General features: G+C 73.1%; 17 protein-coding genes. 12 read left to right on the top strand and 5 right to left on the bottom strand.

What is annotated here, in order from left to right; all coding sequences use genetic code 11:
• From csrA to ECOMGDLI_RS34955, 5 genes are all read right to left on the bottom strand, one after another.
• A partial coding sequence (csrA, locus tag ECOMGDLI_RS27695) for a carbon storage regulator CsrA (RefSeq protein ID WP_088320077.1) occupies positions 1-242 on the bottom strand: 242 nt, incomplete at its 3' end.
• Between the two features lie 56 nt (positions 243-298).
• Positions 299-745: a flagellar assembly protein FliW gene (gene fliW / locus ECOMGDLI_RS27690; RefSeq protein ID WP_158221188.1), complete on the bottom strand. Its 447-nt coding sequence runs from the start codon at positions 743-745 to the stop codon at positions 299-301.
• Positions 746-807: 62 nt separating this feature from the next.
• A complete protein-coding gene (flgL, locus tag ECOMGDLI_RS27685; RefSeq protein ID WP_088320075.1) occupies positions 808-1,680 on the bottom strand; it encodes a flagellar hook-associated protein FlgL in 873 nt (290 codons plus the stop codon).
• Positions 1,681-1,685: 5 nt separating this feature from the next.
• Positions 1,686-3,086: a flagellar hook-associated protein FlgK gene (flgK, locus tag ECOMGDLI_RS27680; RefSeq protein ID WP_088320074.1), complete on the bottom strand. Its 1,401-nt coding sequence runs from the start codon at positions 3,084-3,086 to the stop codon at positions 1,686-1,688.
• Between the two features lie 10 nt (positions 3,087-3,096).
• On the bottom strand, positions 3,097-3,594 hold the full coding sequence (locus ECOMGDLI_RS34955) for a flagellar protein FlgN (RefSeq protein ID WP_158221187.1): 498 nt from the start codon (positions 3,592-3,594) through the stop codon (positions 3,097-3,099).
• Positions 3,595-3,780: 186 nt separating this feature from the next.
• Here ECOMGDLI_RS34955 and ECOMGDLI_RS27670 point away from each other — a divergent pair, with 186 nt between their 5' ends.
• From ECOMGDLI_RS27670 to ECOMGDLI_RS27615, 12 genes are all read left to right on the top strand, one after another.
• Positions 3,781-4,713 carry a sigma-70 family RNA polymerase sigma factor gene (locus tag ECOMGDLI_RS27670; protein ID WP_158221186.1) on the top strand — a complete coding sequence of 311 codons (933 nt, stop codon included), beginning with the start codon at positions 3,781-3,783 and terminating at the stop codon, positions 4,711-4,713.
• Positions 4,714-4,963: 250 nt separating this feature from the next.
• The gene (locus tag ECOMGDLI_RS27665) at positions 4,964-5,785 is read left to right on the top strand and encodes a flagellin (RefSeq protein ID WP_088320071.1); all 822 of its coding nucleotides are present in this window, start codon (positions 4,964-4,966) and stop codon (positions 5,783-5,785) included.
• Between the two features lie 100 nt (positions 5,786-5,885).
• Complete coding sequence (gene fliD, locus ECOMGDLI_RS27660) at positions 5,886-7,751, top strand: flagellar filament capping protein FliD (RefSeq protein WP_088320070.1); 1,866 nt, start codon at positions 5,886-5,888, stop codon at positions 7,749-7,751.
• A 26-nt stretch (positions 7,752-7,777) separates the two neighbouring features.
• A complete protein-coding gene (fliS, locus tag ECOMGDLI_RS27655; RefSeq protein ID WP_088320079.1) occupies positions 7,778-8,188 on the top strand; it encodes a flagellar export chaperone FliS in 411 nt (136 codons plus the stop codon).
• Entirely contained in the window at positions 8,185-8,523 is a 339-nt protein-coding gene (locus ECOMGDLI_RS27650; RefSeq protein ID WP_088320069.1) for a hypothetical protein, read from the top strand. The genes fliS and ECOMGDLI_RS27650 overlap by 4 nt, the downstream gene beginning before the upstream one ends.
• A 308-nt stretch (positions 8,524-8,831) precedes the next feature.
• Positions 8,832-9,179, top strand: a complete 348-nt coding sequence (locus ECOMGDLI_RS27645) for a flagellar basal body protein (protein ID WP_088320068.1) — start codon at positions 8,832-8,834, stop codon at positions 9,177-9,179.
• 5 nt (positions 9,180-9,184) lie between these two features.
• The gene (flgC, locus tag ECOMGDLI_RS27640) at positions 9,185-9,583 is read left to right on the top strand and encodes a flagellar basal body rod protein FlgC (RefSeq protein ID WP_233153654.1); all 399 of its coding nucleotides are present in this window, start codon (positions 9,185-9,187) and stop codon (positions 9,581-9,583) included.
• A 23-nt stretch (positions 9,584-9,606) separates the two neighbouring features.
• Positions 9,607-9,936, top strand: a complete 330-nt coding sequence (fliE, locus tag ECOMGDLI_RS27635; protein WP_198955235.1) for a flagellar hook-basal body complex protein FliE — start codon at positions 9,607-9,609, stop codon at positions 9,934-9,936.
• Positions 9,937-9,941: 5 nt separating this feature from the next.
• On the top strand, positions 9,942-11,540 hold the full coding sequence (gene fliF, locus ECOMGDLI_RS27630; RefSeq protein ID WP_233153655.1) for a flagellar basal-body MS-ring/collar protein FliF: 1,599 nt from the start codon (positions 9,942-9,944) through the stop codon (positions 11,538-11,540).
• Positions 11,537-12,559: a flagellar motor switch protein FliG gene (fliG, locus tag ECOMGDLI_RS27625; RefSeq protein ID WP_088320065.1), complete on the top strand. Its 1,023-nt coding sequence runs from the start codon at positions 11,537-11,539 to the stop codon at positions 12,557-12,559. The genes fliF and fliG overlap by 4 nt, the downstream gene beginning before the upstream one ends.
• A gap of 4 nt (positions 12,560-12,563) precedes the next feature.
• Positions 12,564-13,226, top strand: a complete 663-nt coding sequence (locus ECOMGDLI_RS27620; RefSeq protein WP_088320064.1) for a hypothetical protein — start codon at positions 12,564-12,566, stop codon at positions 13,224-13,226.
• Positions 13,223-14,727 (top strand): FliI/YscN family ATPase (locus ECOMGDLI_RS27615; protein ID WP_143447984.1); only part of this gene is annotated, 1,505 nt, incomplete at its 3' end. The genes ECOMGDLI_RS27620 and ECOMGDLI_RS27615, both read left to right, overlap by 4 nt.

Below are 14,727 nucleotides of genomic sequence, written 5' to 3'. Positions count from 1 at the left end.
GGCTTGGGGCGGGCGATCCGGCTGAGCCGGCCGGCGACGGTCTCGAGGTCGGCGCTCGTCCGGCCGGCGGCCGCGGCGTTCGCGGCCTGGACCTCGGCGTAGACCTCCGCGCGGTGCACCTGCACGCTGCGCGGCGCCTCGATGCCGAGGCGGACGGTGTCCCCGCGGACGTCGAGCACGACCACCCGGACCTCGTCCCCGATGACGATGGACTCGCCGGCACGACGGGTCAGTACGAGCACTCCGGGCTCCCTCCGTGGACCCCGTACCGCTGCCGGTGCCCCCCTGACGGCGGCCGCTACGCGACGACGGCTCGGACCGGCCAGTCCGTCCCGGCCAGGATCACCTGCTCGGCGACCCGGGTCCGGGCGTTGATGACGACCGGTGCCAGAAGGTTAGCGGTCGTAGACGCTCCGTCACCGGAAGTTGTGAGAACCACGAGCACGAGCGCGTCGTCCGCGGTCTCGATCCCGAGGTCCGCAGCGGTCGGCTCGTCGATCTCGGCGACGTAGTCGGCGAAGAAGACCTCGGGCACGCCCACGAGGAAGCGCACGCCCGGCTCGTCGAGGCTGCGCAGCTCGAAGAGGATGCCGTCGTCGTCGGCGCCCGCCCCGCCCGCGGACGCGCCGCCGTCGGGGGTGCCGTCCGCGTCGTCGTCCCCGAGCCGGACGAGGACGTACCTCGTCGAGTCGGGGAAGCCGGGGATCGGCCGCACGAAACGGATCTCGGGGAGCTCGTCGGCCACGGGCCCCACCGTAGTGGAGCGGGTGCCGGCGGCCGGGGAAGGCTCGACGGTCGTCTGCGGCGTCACTTGAGGAAGTCCACGAGCGACGTCTGCAGCACCTTGGACGCCGCCCCGAGGGCCGCCTGGTAGGCCACCTTCTGGGACTCCAGGTTCATGATGGTCTCCGGGAGGTCGATGTCCTCGCTCTCGCTGATCCGGCCCTGGAGGTCCAGGCGCAGCGAGTCGACCTGGGTCTTGGCCGCCTCGACGCGGGAGCCGCGCGAGCCGACGTCACCGATCGCCCGCAGGACCTTGGAGCGGGCCGCGTCGAGCGCGGCGAAGGAGGCGGCGGTCACGCCGCCGGTGGTCATCTCGGTGGCGATCTGGGTGAGGAGCGCGGGCACCGTGTCCGCGGCGACGTCGGTCCCCTTGACGTCGACCCGCACGGTCGCGTCGCGCGAGATCCGCACCTCGACGGTGGCGTCGTTGCCGACGTACGTGTCCGTCGCGTCGAGGGCGACGTCCCCGGCCGCCGTCCCGCCGAAGACCGGCCGGTCGAGGTAGCGGGTGTTGTAGATGTCGACGACGTTGCCGCGGACGGCGCTGACCTCGGCGGACAGGGCCGACCGGCCCTCGGTGGAGAGCGCACCGCTCTGCGACCGGACCATGAGCTCGCGGATCTTGTTGAGCCGGTCCGAGAGGTCGGTGAGCGCCGAGTCGGTCGTGTTGAGCCGGCCGGTCGCACCGTCGATGTTGCGCAGGTGCTGCTCGGCGGCGGAGCGCTGCGACCGGAACGTCATGGCGGACGCCGTGCCCGACGGGTCGTCGCTCGGGTTGGAGATCCGCTTGCCGCTCGACAGCTGGTTCTGCAGCGTCGCCGTCCGGGCGAGGCTCGCCTGGAGGCCGCGCAGGGCCGAGTCGGAGACCGAGCGCTGGGTGATCCTGCTGAGTCCCACCTAGGTCACCTCCCCGTCCGGTTGATGAGGGTGTCGAGCATCTCGTCGACGGTCGAGATGACCCGTGCCGAGGCCTGGTAGCTGCGCTGGTACAGGATCATGTTCGTCATCTCCTCGTCGAGGCTCACGCCCGCGTTCGCCTCCAGGGCGTCGTCCGAGGCCTGGACCACCGCCCCCTGCACCTGGCCGGCGACCTTGAGGCTCTTGAGCTGGACGCCGAGCGACGTCGTCAGCTCGCGCCACTGCGCCATCGGACCGGGACCGCCGAGGACGCCGGCCGCGGCCGTGTCGTCGATGAGGTCGCCGATCCTGGCCGCGTTCGAGGCGTCGATGGTGCCCGCCACGGTCGCGACGGCCAGGTCCTGCGGATCGCTCACAGCAACAGACATCGTCATCGCGTCGGTGCCGGTGAAGAAGTCGGTGCCCGCGACCCCCGAGAGGGTGAACCCGGCCGTGTGGATCGAGTTCACGGCGTCCCGCATCGCGAGGGCGATCTCGTCGACCGCCGCCTGCACGGACGGGATGTCGGTCCGCAGCGCCGCGAGCTGGCCGAGCGCCTTGCCGGACTCCACCGGGACGACGGTCGTGCCCCAGTAGATCACCGGCGGGTCGGTGTCCGCCGTCGACAGGTCGGGGGCGCCGCCGATGGTCAGCTGCTGGGCCTCGGTGCCCGAGACGATGGAGACCCCGCCCACGGCGACCGAGACCATGCCGTCCTCGCCGGGGGCGGCGATGCCGCCGAGCAGGTCGGACAGGCTGCGGACGATGACGTCGCGGGTGTCGAGCAGCTCGTTGACGGGCCGGCCCGAGATGACGCCCTCACGGATCTTGCCGTTGAGGACGGCGAGGTCGCTCGCCTGCTGGTTCGCCTGGGCGACGGTGTCCTCGAGCGCGGAGTGCACCGTCGTCCACTGGGTGGCGAGGCCATAGGCGAGCGAGTGCAGCTGGCTCGCGACCTTGATGCCGTTCTGGATCGTCACCGCGCCGGGGGCCGTGTTGTCGGTCGACGGGTTCACCGCGATGTCGTGCCAGGAGTTGAAGAAGTCCGACAGCGCCGTCTGCAGACCGGCGTCACCGGGCTCGGAGAGCAGCTGCTCGACGCCGGACATCGCGTCCGTCTGCGTCGTGAGGGCCTGCTGGCGACCGCCGGCCGCCGCCCGGGTCGACTCCAGGAAGGTGTCCCGGATCCGGGTGACGTCGGAGATGCCGACACCGCCGAACGTCGCCTGCTGGCCGCTGAAGAAGGACGCCCCGGTCCCCGCGCCGCTGGACGACATGACGACGCGCTGCCGCGAGTAGCCGGGGGTGTTCGCGTTGACGACGTTCTGCCCGGTGACGTCCATGGCGCGCTGCGCGGCGGCCAGCCCGCTGCGCGCCGTGTTGAGGGTGGAGAAGCCACCTGTCATTCCGGGCCCCTCACAGCGACCGGTCGACGACCGCGTTGCCCGGAGCGGAGATCATCTCCGAGCGACCGTGCGCGTCGTACCCGAGCGAGGCGGTGCCGTGCCGCAGCCCGAGCCCGGCGAGCGTCTGCTCGACCGCCTTGAGCCCGGCGGCCATGAGGTGCTTGTTCGTCTCGGCGAGCGCCGAGAGCTCACCGGTCACGGTGAGAAGGGCCTGCCGGTGCTCCAGGAGCACCTCGGTCCACGGCGGCTGCGCGGTGCCGGCGAGCTCCTCGAGCGTCGCCCCCGGCTCGAGGTCGAGCTCGCGCGCCACGGCGTCCGCGGCGGAGGCCCGCTGCATCTCGACGACCTGGAGCTCCTCGAGGAGCGCCTCGACCTCACCGGTCGCCGTCGCGAGGAAGCGCGACCGCCCGGCGGCCAGGAGCAGCTGCTCGCACTCCAGCCGGTAGACCAGCTTCTCCAGCAGCTCTCGCTGCCGCCACAGGATCGCGGCGAGGTCGGGCATGCTCATATCCGGCTCCTGGGTGGCGGGCGGGTCGCGGAAGCGACTTCTGTGTTCCCTGTCGGCACCCGGACGGGCGACCTGAGCACTTCTCGGCAAACGAATGTGCGCCGTCCGGGTGATTGGGGGGCCCGCGTCGCGCCGGTCGGGTGAGTAGTGCGAAAGGCCGGGCGGGTAACGGCCGACAACGTTTTCGTGTCTGCCCCCGCCCGCACCACCGAGGCCGCGAAGGCCGTCGAAGAGCTGGTGACCTCTCACCTGCCGCTCGTCGGTCACATCGCGCGCGAGGCCGCCGCCCGGCTGCCCCGCCATCTCGACACCGACGACCTCTACGGCGCCGGTGCGCTCGCGCTGGTCCAGGCGGCGCAGTCGTTCGACCCGACGCTGGGCGTGCCGTTCGCCCGCTTCGCGGCGACGCGCATCCGCGGCGCGATGATCGACCAGATGCGCCAGCGGGACTGGGCCACGCGCTCGGTCCGCAGCCGGGCGCGCGCGCTCGCGGCGGTCACCGAGGAGCTGACCCGGGCCCTGAGCCGGATGCCCACGGACGCCGAGCTCGCCGCGGCGAGCGGTCTCACCGAGGCCGAGGTGCGCCAGGTGCACGAGGGCACGGACCGGGCCGCGCTGCTGAGCCTCGACCCGCTCGCCTCCGACGACGACGGCCTCGGCGCCCACCTCGTCGACCACTCCCCCCGCCCGGAGGAGGCGCTCGTCGCCGCCGAGCGCGCCGGCTACCTGCGCGACGCGATCGCCGAGCTGCCCGACCGGGTGCGCCTCGTCGTCACCGGCTACTACCTCGAGCACCGGCCGCTCACCGAGCTCGCCGACGAGCTCGGGGTCACCCAGTCCAGGGCGTCCCAGCTGCGGGCGGAGGGCCTCGACCTCCTCAAGGAGGCGCTGTCCAAGCTGCTCTCGGACGACGCCCGTGCGGGCGAGGGGGCCCTCGACGAGTCGGACGGCGTCCGCGCCCGACGGCGCGACGCCTACGTCGCCGCCGTCGCCAAGCGCTCGACGATCCGCGGCCGCGCCGACGTCCAGGCCTACCTCGACGGCGCCGCCCTGTCCGCCAAGCCGGCGGCCGCGCCTGCGTCGCGCCGCGACCCGCACGCCGCGTACAGAGCGGGCTGACAGAGCAGGCTGACTGCTGCTCCCCCAGCACCCCCGCACCGTCCTCTGGTGGGGACGGCACCCCAGAACGCGAGTTCGAGGTGCTGGACCCGCCGGAGGACGGTGCTTTTGGGCGGCGGGGCGGGCTGCTCGGGGTGCTTCACCCCATCGGAGCAGCCCCAGTTCCTCAACAACCGGCGGGGGAGGCCGATAGGTACGTCAGGCCGGTCCACGGACGGACCGGTGCCGGACCCTCTCCAAGGAGGACATCGTGGGTCTTCGTATCAACAACAACATCGCCGCGTTCAACTCGTACCGGAACCTGTCGGTCACCGACGGGCAGATGAGCAAGTCCCTGGAGAAGCTCTCCAGCGGCTTCCGCATCAACCGGGCCGCGGACGACGCGGCAGGTCTGGCGATCTCCGAGGGCCTCCGGGCCCAGATCGGCGGCCTCAAGGTCGCCGTGCGGAACGCCCAGGACGGCATCAGTGTCGTGCAGACCGCTGAAGGTGCGCTCACCGAGACGCACTCGATCCTCCAGCGCATGCGCGACCTGTCCGTCCAGGCGGCCAACGGCGGCGCCCAGAACACCAGCTCGCAGGCCGCGGCGGACGCCGAGTTCCAGGAGCTCAAGAACGAGCTCGACGACATCGCGGGCAAGACCACGTTCAACGGCACCAACCTCCTGGACGGCTCGTACGCGGGGACGTTCCAGGTCGGCGGTCAGGCGTCCGAGACGCTGACGGTCACGATCGGCACCGCGATGGACTCCACCGGCCTGGCCGTCGACACGAACGACCTCACGTCGACGGCGAACGCCACCACGGCCCTCACGGCCGTGGACGCGGCCATCGCGTCGGTCTCGGACCTTCGGGCCAACCTCGGTGCCTCGCAGAACCGGCTCGAGCACAAGATCAACAACCTCAACGTGACGGTCGAGAACCTGACCGCCTCGGAGAGCCGGATCCGTGACACCGACATGGCGCAGGAGATGGTGGCGTTCACGCGCTCGCAGATCCTGTCCCAGGCCGGTACCGCGATGCTCGCGCAGGCCAACCAGGCTCCGCAGTCGGTCCTCAAGCTGCTGCAGTGAGTCAGAGCCCGTTCCCCGGGCCGGCGCACCCGCGCCGGTCCGGGGGGCGGGCCACCACCGTGTGACGACAGGGTGACCAGAACCAGGAAGGGGGCCAGCGATGGCGAACGTCTCGATCTCCGGAGCGGTCTCCGGGCTGGACACCCAGTCCATCATCAACAGCCTCGTCTCCGTCCAGGCCAACCAGCAGACCCTGCTCAAGTCGAAGCAGGCGACGGCGCAGAAGGCCTCGGACTCCTACAAGGCGCTCATGACGTCCCTCGACGCACTCGCGGCGAAGGCCCGGTCCGTCGCGGACACCAGCGCGTGGAAGGGCCTGACGACCGCGTCGTCGTCGTCCGGTGTGACGACGACCGCGACCGGGACGACGAGCGGCGGGCTGACCTTCGACGTCACCGCCGTCGCCGCCCGGCACGCCCTGGTCTCCGCCGAGACCGTGGGCTCCGGCGCCGCGGTCGTGGCGTCCGGGCCGCTGACCCTGACGAAGTCCGACGGCAGCGTGACGACCATCGAGGTCGGCAACGGCACCCTCGGCGAGGTCGTCAGTGCGATCAACGAGGCGAAGGCGGGCCTGTCGGCCAGCGCCGTGCAGACCGGCCCCGGGCAGTACCGGCTCCAGGTCTCCGCGACGGCCTCCGGCTCCACCTCGGCGTTCACGCTCGACGGGGTCGACGGGTTCAGCGCGATGAACGTCCTCACCCAGGGCGCCGACGCGACGATCCACGTCGGTGACGCCCTGACGGGCTACGACATCACCTCCGCGAGCAACACCTTCACGGACGTCGTCCCGGGGCTGTCCTTCACCGTGAGCAGGGTCGAGAGCGCGGTCACCGTCTCCTCGACGGTCGACGGCACCGCCGTCGCCGCCGAGGTCCAGGCCCTCGTCGACAGCGCGAACGCGCTGCTCGCCGACGTCGCGAAGCAGACGACGTACGACACCACGACGAAGACCGGCGGCCCGCTCACCGGCTCCTCCACCGTCCGGAACCTCACGCAGTCGATCATGTCGACCGTCGGCGGGGCCGGCGCCGCGGGGATCTCGCTGACCCGCGACGGCAAGCTGGCCTTCGACAAGGCCGCCTTCACGACGGCCTTCGCCGCCGACCCGGCCGCGGTCGCCGCCCAGTACGGCGCCTCGATCGACTTCGCCCCTGCCGGCGGGGTCACCGGCCGGATCACGCTGGCCCGCGCCGGCGAGAGCGCCGCCCCCGGCTCCTACGACGTCACGGTCAGCTCGGCGCCGGTCCGCGAGCAGTGGCAGGTCACGAGCACCGGCGGCTCGATCGAGGGCTCGACGCTGGGCCTGACCCGCTCGGACGGCGCGACCTTCTCCTACACCGCAGCTGTCGGCGAGTCCCTCGCCGACAGCGTGGTCGCCCTCAACGCCCGCCTCTCCGCCGCCGGCTTCGGGGTCGGCGCGACCCTGGACGGCACGAACATCACGCTCACCGCGACGTCCGCGGGCACCGGCGGGGCGTTCGAGGCCACCCTCGACGGCAACCCGCAGACGCTGCTCGCCGCCGGGGCCGACGTCGCCGGCACCATCGACGGGGTCGCCGCCACCGGGAGCGGGAACCTGCTCTCCCTGCCCTCGACCGCGACGAGCGGTGCCGCCGGGCTCGCGCTCACCGTCGAGGTCACCGCGAACGACGTCGCCCTCACCGGGGGCGCGGTCGGTGCGGTGACGTACAAGCAGGGGGTCGCGCAGCGGCTCGCCACGCTCCTGGGCAACTTCACCGGCAGCGACGGCATGCTCTCGAGCGCCAAGACCGGCAGCGACGCGACGGTCAAGGACCTGCAGGCGCAGATCGAGAAGTGGGACACCCGGCTGGAGACCTTCCGGGCCACGCTCTCCCGCCAGTTCACCGCGATGGAGACAGCGCTCGCGCGGCTCAAGTCCGACACGAGCTTCCTGTCCGCCTACTCCTCGACGGCGTCCACCTCGTCGAGCTCCAGCAGCGGCTGACGGCCCGGAACGACGAGGAGGTGACGATGTCCTACGGTCTCGCGAAGTCGCGCTACGCCAGTGACGCCGCCCAGACGGTGTCGCCGGCCCGGCTGCTCACGATGCTCTACGACCGGGTCGTCAACGACCTCTCGACGGCCGAGGAGGCGATGGTCCGCAAGGACGTCGCCACGACCGGCGAACGGATCGGACGCGCCCAGGAGATCCTCCTCGAGCTGCACTCCACCCTCGACACCGAGGTGTGGCCCGAGGGCGAGTCGCTGGCCCAGCTGTACATCTGGATCGTCGGCGAGCTCATGCAGGCCCGGCTGAGGCAGTCCCCGCAGCGGGTCGCCGACTGCCGCGCCCTCCTCGAGCCGCTGCGCGACGCCTGGCACGAGGCCGCCCGCGGCACCGCCGGCGCACCGCTCGCGACCGGCATCGACGGCGCGGCGTGAGCTGGGCGGCGTACCTCAGCGGGCTCGAGGCGGTAGCACAGGCCCTCGAGGCCTCGCTCGCCGCCGCCGAGGCGCTCGACCGCACCGACGCCCGCTCCGACCTGTGGATGCCCGCCGTCCCCGACGTCGCGACGCCGCTGCCCACCGGTCCGCCGCCGCCCGGCTCGCAGGAACGGCGCGAGGCGCTCCTGGAGCGGCTCCTGCTCGTCACGGCCCGGCTCGAGCAGCGCCGCGACGACGTCGCCGCGCGCCTCGCCGTCCTGCCGAACCGCCGCCCCCGCACGGCCGAGCGGTACGCCGGCGCGCTCGGGCAGGGCCTCGACCTCGTCGGCTGACCGCCCGCCGCGGCCCGCCGGGCCGCCCTCCCGCAGGCCCTCGGGCCCTCGCCGACCACGGTGGGGGCCCGCCCGTCTGTAGCCCGAACGGGGCCCGCGGCGCACACGGAGCGCGACGGCCCGGGGCAGCGGCTGGGCCGATCGGAGGGACCCCGGGGCGCACTCCCCCCGACTCCTCAAGGGACCACCCCCCGGCACCGAACCGTAGAGGGAGCGACGGACCGCTCACCACCGCGCAGGGACTGGCGCGCAACGTTTTTCGTAGTGCACCGCCGATCACCGGCGGCGCGTGCTGGGGGTCCGTACCGATGCTCGAGGACGTGTCGATCGACGCGCTGCAGGCCGCCCTGCGCGGGCTGTCCCAGCGCCAGCAGGCGGTCGGCGACAACATCGCCAACGTCAACACGCCGTACTTCCAGGCCCGCCGCGTCGAGTTCGAGGGCAGCCTGAAGAACGCCCTGGGCGACGGCGCGAACCCGCTGACGTCGTCCCCCACCGTGGTCTGGACCGACGACCCGTCCGGGCTCAACGAGAACAACGTCGACGTCAACGCCGAGACCCTCATCGGGATCAAGACCCAGCTCGCGTACGAGCTGGCGCTGCGGGCGACGGGTGACCGCTTCACCCTCGTCCGTACCGCCGTGAAGGGGGTCTGACGGCCGTGTTCGACGCCCTCGGGATCTCCGGCACCGGGATGGGTGTCCACCAGAAGTGGATGGACGCCCTCTCGGACAACATCGCCAACGTCAACACCGTGCGGCCCACGAGCGAGAGCGCCTTCCGGGCCCGGTGGGTCGTCGCGCAGTCGATCGAGGACGGCGGGACCGGCCAGGGCGTCAGGGTCGCCGGCATCGAGCTCGGCAGCCAGGCGGGCCGGCTCGTCTACAGCCCCGACCACCCGCTCGCGGATGCCAAGGGCTACGTGCGGATGCCCGACATCGACATGGCCGAGCAGATGAGCGACCTCATCCTCGCCCAGCGCGGCTACCAGATGAACATCGCCAGCCTGGACCGCGTGCGCGCCAGCTACCAGGCCGCGATCCAGATGGGTCGTGGCTGATGGCGGTCACCGGGGTGGGGGCCGTGAACCTCGGCCAGCTCGCGCAGCTCTACCGCGCCCAGGTCCAGGGCGCGACCGGCCCGACGGGGACCGCTGCGGCCGCCGGCACCGACGCCGCCGCCGCGACCCGTGGCGCCGACTTCGGCAACGTCGTGAAGAACGGCCTGTCGAACCTCGAGGGGCTCGACCGGACCGCGCAGACGAAGGCCGTCGAGGCGGCGACCGGTGACCTCACCGACGTCCACGACTACGTCATCGCCGCCACGAAGGCCCAGACCGCCACCGAGCTCACGACGACCGTCCGCAACAAGGCCCTCGAGGCCTTCAACGAGATCATGAGGATGCCGCTGTGAACCGGATGTCGGCGACGCTCGGTCGCGCCAAGGGTCTGCTCGCCGGCTTCACGCCCGGCCAGCGCGGCGTCATCCTCGTCGCGACGCTCGGCCTGCTCCTCGGGGTCTTCGCGCTGAGCCGCTGGGCGGCGCAGCCGACGTGGACGCCGCTCTACAGCGGTCTGTCCGCCAAGGACACGAGCAAGATCGTCGAGCAGCTGACGACCGACGGCGTGAAGTACCAGCTGAGCAACGGCGGCGGGACGATCCTCGTGCCGCAGTCCCAGGTCTACGACCTGCGGGTGTCGCTGTCCGGCAAGGACCTGCCGTCCTCGGACTCCGACGGCTACTCGATCCTCGACAACCAGGGCATGACCGCGACCGACCTGCAGCAGAACACCGCCGTCAAGCGCGCGACCGAGTCCGAGCTCGTGAAGACCCTCGAGGCGATGGACGGCATCGAGGCCGCCCGGGTCTCCCTGGCCATCCCGGAGAAGAGCGTCTTCACGACCGAGCAGGACAAGACGACGGCGTCCGTGACCCTCATGCTCGGCACCGGTGTCGACCTCAGCGACGAGCAGGTCTCCTCGATCACGCACATCGTCAGCGGCGCCGTCCCCGGCCTCGACCCGGACAACGTCAACGTCTCCGACACCGCCGGCCACCTGCTCTCCGCACCCGGGCTGGGCACCGCCGGGGTCGGCCGCGCGGCGAGCCGCAACGACGAGCAGACCGCGATGTACGAGGACCGTCTGAGCACCTCGGTGCAGCAGATGCTCGACCGCGTCCTCGGCGCCGGCAAGGCGGTCGTCCGGGTCAACGCCCAGCTCGACTACGACACCCGGGACACCACGAGCGAGCGCTACGTCCAGGAGGTCCCGAGCCTGCAGCCGCTCTCCGAGGCCACGGCCCGTGAGTGGTACGGCAGCGGTCTGGCGGGCACCGGGGGCAACCTCGGCGGCGCCTTCCCGACGCTCACCCCGGTCCCCGGTGCCACGGCCGGCGCGCAGTACGTCAAGGAGAACCGCACCGTCGACAACGCGATCGGCAAGATCGTCGAGCGGGCCCAGGCGGCACCCGGGTCGGTCGAGCGGCTCACTGTCGCCGTCGTCCTCGACCAGAAGACGGCCGGCTCGGTGACCCCGGCGCAGGTCCAGGCACTCGTCTCCAACGCGGTCGGGCTCGACCCGCGCCGCGGGGACGCCGTCCAGGTCTCCGCCCTGCCCTTCGACCAGACGACCGCCGCCGCGGCGGCCAAGGAGCTCGCCGCGCAGCAGAAGGCCGAGCGGACCGCCGGCTACATCGACCTCGGCAAGAAGGCCGGCATCGGCCTCCTGGTCGTCATCGCCCTGTTCCTGCTCACCCGGCGCGGCAAGTCCGCCCCGGTCGTCGAGGCGGTCGCGACCGACCTGCCCGACCAGGGCCTGCTCGGTGCCGCGAACGGCGCCGGCCTGCCCGGCGGCAGCATGGGCGCCATCACGGCCTCCGTCGAGGAGGACGAGGAGGCGGCCGCCGAGGCGGCCTTCGACCGGGACCGGATGCGTGACGAGGTCGCCGCGCTCGTGGACAACCAGCCCGACGAGATGGCCGCGGTCATCCAGGGCTGGCTCTCGGAGCGGAAGTGACCGTCACGACGACCGGGGCGCTCCCCGGCATCCGCAAGGCCGCCGTGCTCATGGTGCAGCTCGGCCGGGACCGCGCGGCCAAGGTCATGGCCAAGCTCCCGGAGCCGATGGTCGAGGAGCTCACGGCCGAGATCGTCCGCCTCCAGCAGGTCACCTCGGCCGAGGCCGCGGCCGTGCTCTCCGAGACGCACAACACCCTGTTCTCCGCGGAGAACAACGGCCGCGGCGGCCTCGACCTGGCCAAGGAGCTGCTCGCGCAGAGCGTCGGCGCCGAGCGCGCCGAGGAGATCCTCGAGCGGCTCGGCGCCACCCTCGCCGAGATGCCGTTCGAGACGATGCGGCGCTCCGACCCGCGCCAGCTCCTCACCTTCCTCGCGGACGAGCACCCGCAGCTCATCGCGCTCGTCCTCGCGCACCTGTCGCCGCAGCAGTCGGCGATCGTCCTGTCGGGCTTCGAGCAGAAGCTGCAGGCGGACGTCGCGCAGCGGATCGCGCTCATGGAGCGGGCGAGCCCCGACATCATCCGGCTCGTCGAGCGCGAGCTCGAGCGCCGGATGGCGACGGTCATGTCCGGCACGCAGGAGATGGCCGCGGTCGGCGGCGTCACGCCGCTCGTCGCGATCATCAACCGCGCCGACCGCTCGACCGAGCGACTCATCCTCGAGGGGCTCGAGACGGTCAACACCGAGCTCGCCGAAGAGGTCCGCAAGCAGATGTTCATCTTCGAGGACATCACGAGCCTGGACGACAAGGCGATCCAGCTCGTGCTGCGCAACGTCGAGAGCGGCGACCTGTCGCTCGCGCTCAAGGGCGTCAGCGCCGCCGTCCGCGAGAAGATCATGCGCAACCTCTCGACCCGCGCCGCCGAGAACCTCGCCGAGGAGATCGAGCTGCTCGGCCCGAAGCGCCTCTCCGAGGTCGAGGAGGCGCAGGCGAAGATCGTCACCGAGATCCGTGCCCTCGAGCAGTCGGGCCAGATCATGATCATGCGGGGTGGCGATGAAGCCCTCGTCGAGTGACCCCGTGACGTCGGACGACGCACCCGTGGTGACCGCCCGGCTCGACCGCCAGCTCGCGGCCGGCGCGATCGGCCACGGCTGGGCGCACCCGCAGATCGAGGAGCAGATCGCCCGCGTCCGGCAGGCCGCGGTCGAGTCGGCGCGCAGCGAGGGCTACGCGGCCGGCTGGGCCCAGGGCCGGCGGGCAGCGGCGCAGGCGCTCGAGGTCGACCGCGAGCGTCTCGAGGCGCAGGCGCAGCAACGCACGCAGGCGCACGCCGCCCGCGTCGAGACCGCGCTCGCCGTGCTCGCGGACGCCCTGGCCCGCGTCGAGGAGGCCGCCGTCCCGGCGTGGGACGAGCTCGCCGACACCCTCGTCGAGGGCGCCATCGGGATCGCCCGGGCCGTCCTCGCCCGCGAGCTCGGCAGCCTCGACGCCTCGACGGTCGAGGCGCTGCACGTCGCGGTGCGCTGCCTGGGCCGGCCGGCCGAGGTGACCGTCCTCGCGCACCCGGACGACGTCGCCGCCCTCGACGCCGTCGCCGCCGGACGCCGTCCGGCCGCCCTCGACCTCGTGCCCGACCCGTCCCAGCGCCCGGGCACCCTCGTGACCCGGACGCTCACCCAGCGCGTCGCGACCGGGATCCCGGCCGCGCTCGCCGCCGCCGAGGAGGTCCTGCGCGCATGAGCCGACCCACCCGCCCCTACGGCGACGACCCGGCCCGCACCGCCGCGGCCGCGGCCCGCGCCGCCAACGGCACCGTGCTCAACGCCCTCGGCGCGCTGTCCGCCGAGCTGCGCACCCGCACCTCGGCGGCCGCGCGGGCGGCCGCCCCCGTCGTCGAGGGCGTCGTCGCCGACGTCGTCGGCCTCGGTATCCGGGTCGAGGGCGTCCAGTGCGGCGTCGGTGCCCTGCTCACCGTCGTCACCTCCGCCGGACCCGTTCCCGCACAGGTGGTCGCGGTGCACCGGGACGGCGCCACGTGCATGCCGCTCGGTGCGACGACGGGCGTCGCGGCCGGCGACCGGGTGGTCCCCGGAGGTGACGCGGTCCGGGTCCCGGCGGGCTTCGGCCTGCTCGGGCGCGTCGTGGACCCGCTCGGCCGGCCGATGGACGGCGGCCCGGTGCCGACCGACGTCGAGCTCGTGCCGATCGAGGCGAGCGCCCCGAACCCGTTGCACCGCAGGCGGATCGACACCGCACTGCCGACCGGCGTCAAGGTGCTCGACACGCTCGTCGCGGTCGGGGCCGGGCAGCGCGTCGGCATCATGGCGGGCTCCGGCGTCGGCAAGTCGACGATCCTCGGCATGGCGGTCAAGGGGACCGCCGCGCCGGTCCGCGTCGTCGCGCTCGTCGGCGAGCGGGGACGGGAGGTCCGCGAGTTCCTCGAGGACACCCTCGACGAGGCCGCGCGGGCCCGCACCGTCGTCGTCGTCGCCACCGGTGACGACCCGCCGATGCTCCGGCTCACGGCGGCCTTCACCGCGACCCGGATCGCCGAGTGGTTCCGCGACCAGGGCGTCGACGTCCTGCTCGTCGTCGACTCCGTGACCCGGACGGCGCTCGCCCAGCGCGAGGTCGCGCTCGCCGCCGGCGAGCCGCCCGCGACCCGCGGCTACCCGGCGAGCGTCTTCGCGATGCTGCCCCGGCTGCTCGAGCGCACCGGCCCCGGCGAGCGGGGCAGCATCACCGCGCTCTACACCGTCCTCGTCGAGGGCGACGACCTCCAGGACCCGATCGGCGACACCGTGCGAGGCATCCTCGACGGCCACGTCGTGCTCTCCCGGCGGCTGGCGACGGCGGGCCACTTCCCGAGCGTCGACGTCCTCGAGTCGGTCTCCCGCGTCGAGCGGGCGGTGCTGTCGGAGGGCCGCCTCGCGGTCTCGCAGACCGTCCGCAGGCTCCTCGCGCTGTTCCGGGACGTCCGTGAGCTCGTCGAGGTCGGCGCGTACGCGGCCGGCAGCGACCCGCAGACCGACCTCGCGATCCGGCTGCGCCCAGCCCTCGACGCGTTCTGCCGGCAGAGCCCGGACGACGTCGTCCCCGCGGACGCCGCCTGGGCCGAGCTCGCCGCGACGCTCGGCGTCGAGAACCCCGACCCGGAGCGGGCCGCGGGCCGCGGCGCCGCCCGGGTGGCCGACCGGCTCGACCGGGCCGACGCCCGGCCGGTCGCCGGACACACCCGTGA

It is taken from the genome of Kineosporia sp. R_H_3 (assembly GCF_002198675.1).
In the GTDB taxonomy this organism is placed as follows: domain Bacteria; phylum Actinomycetota; class Actinomycetes; order Actinomycetales; family Kineosporiaceae; genus R-H-3.
The sequence above is the reverse complement of the archived record's forward strand: the minus strand, read 5'-3'. Positions and strand labels throughout refer to the sequence as shown.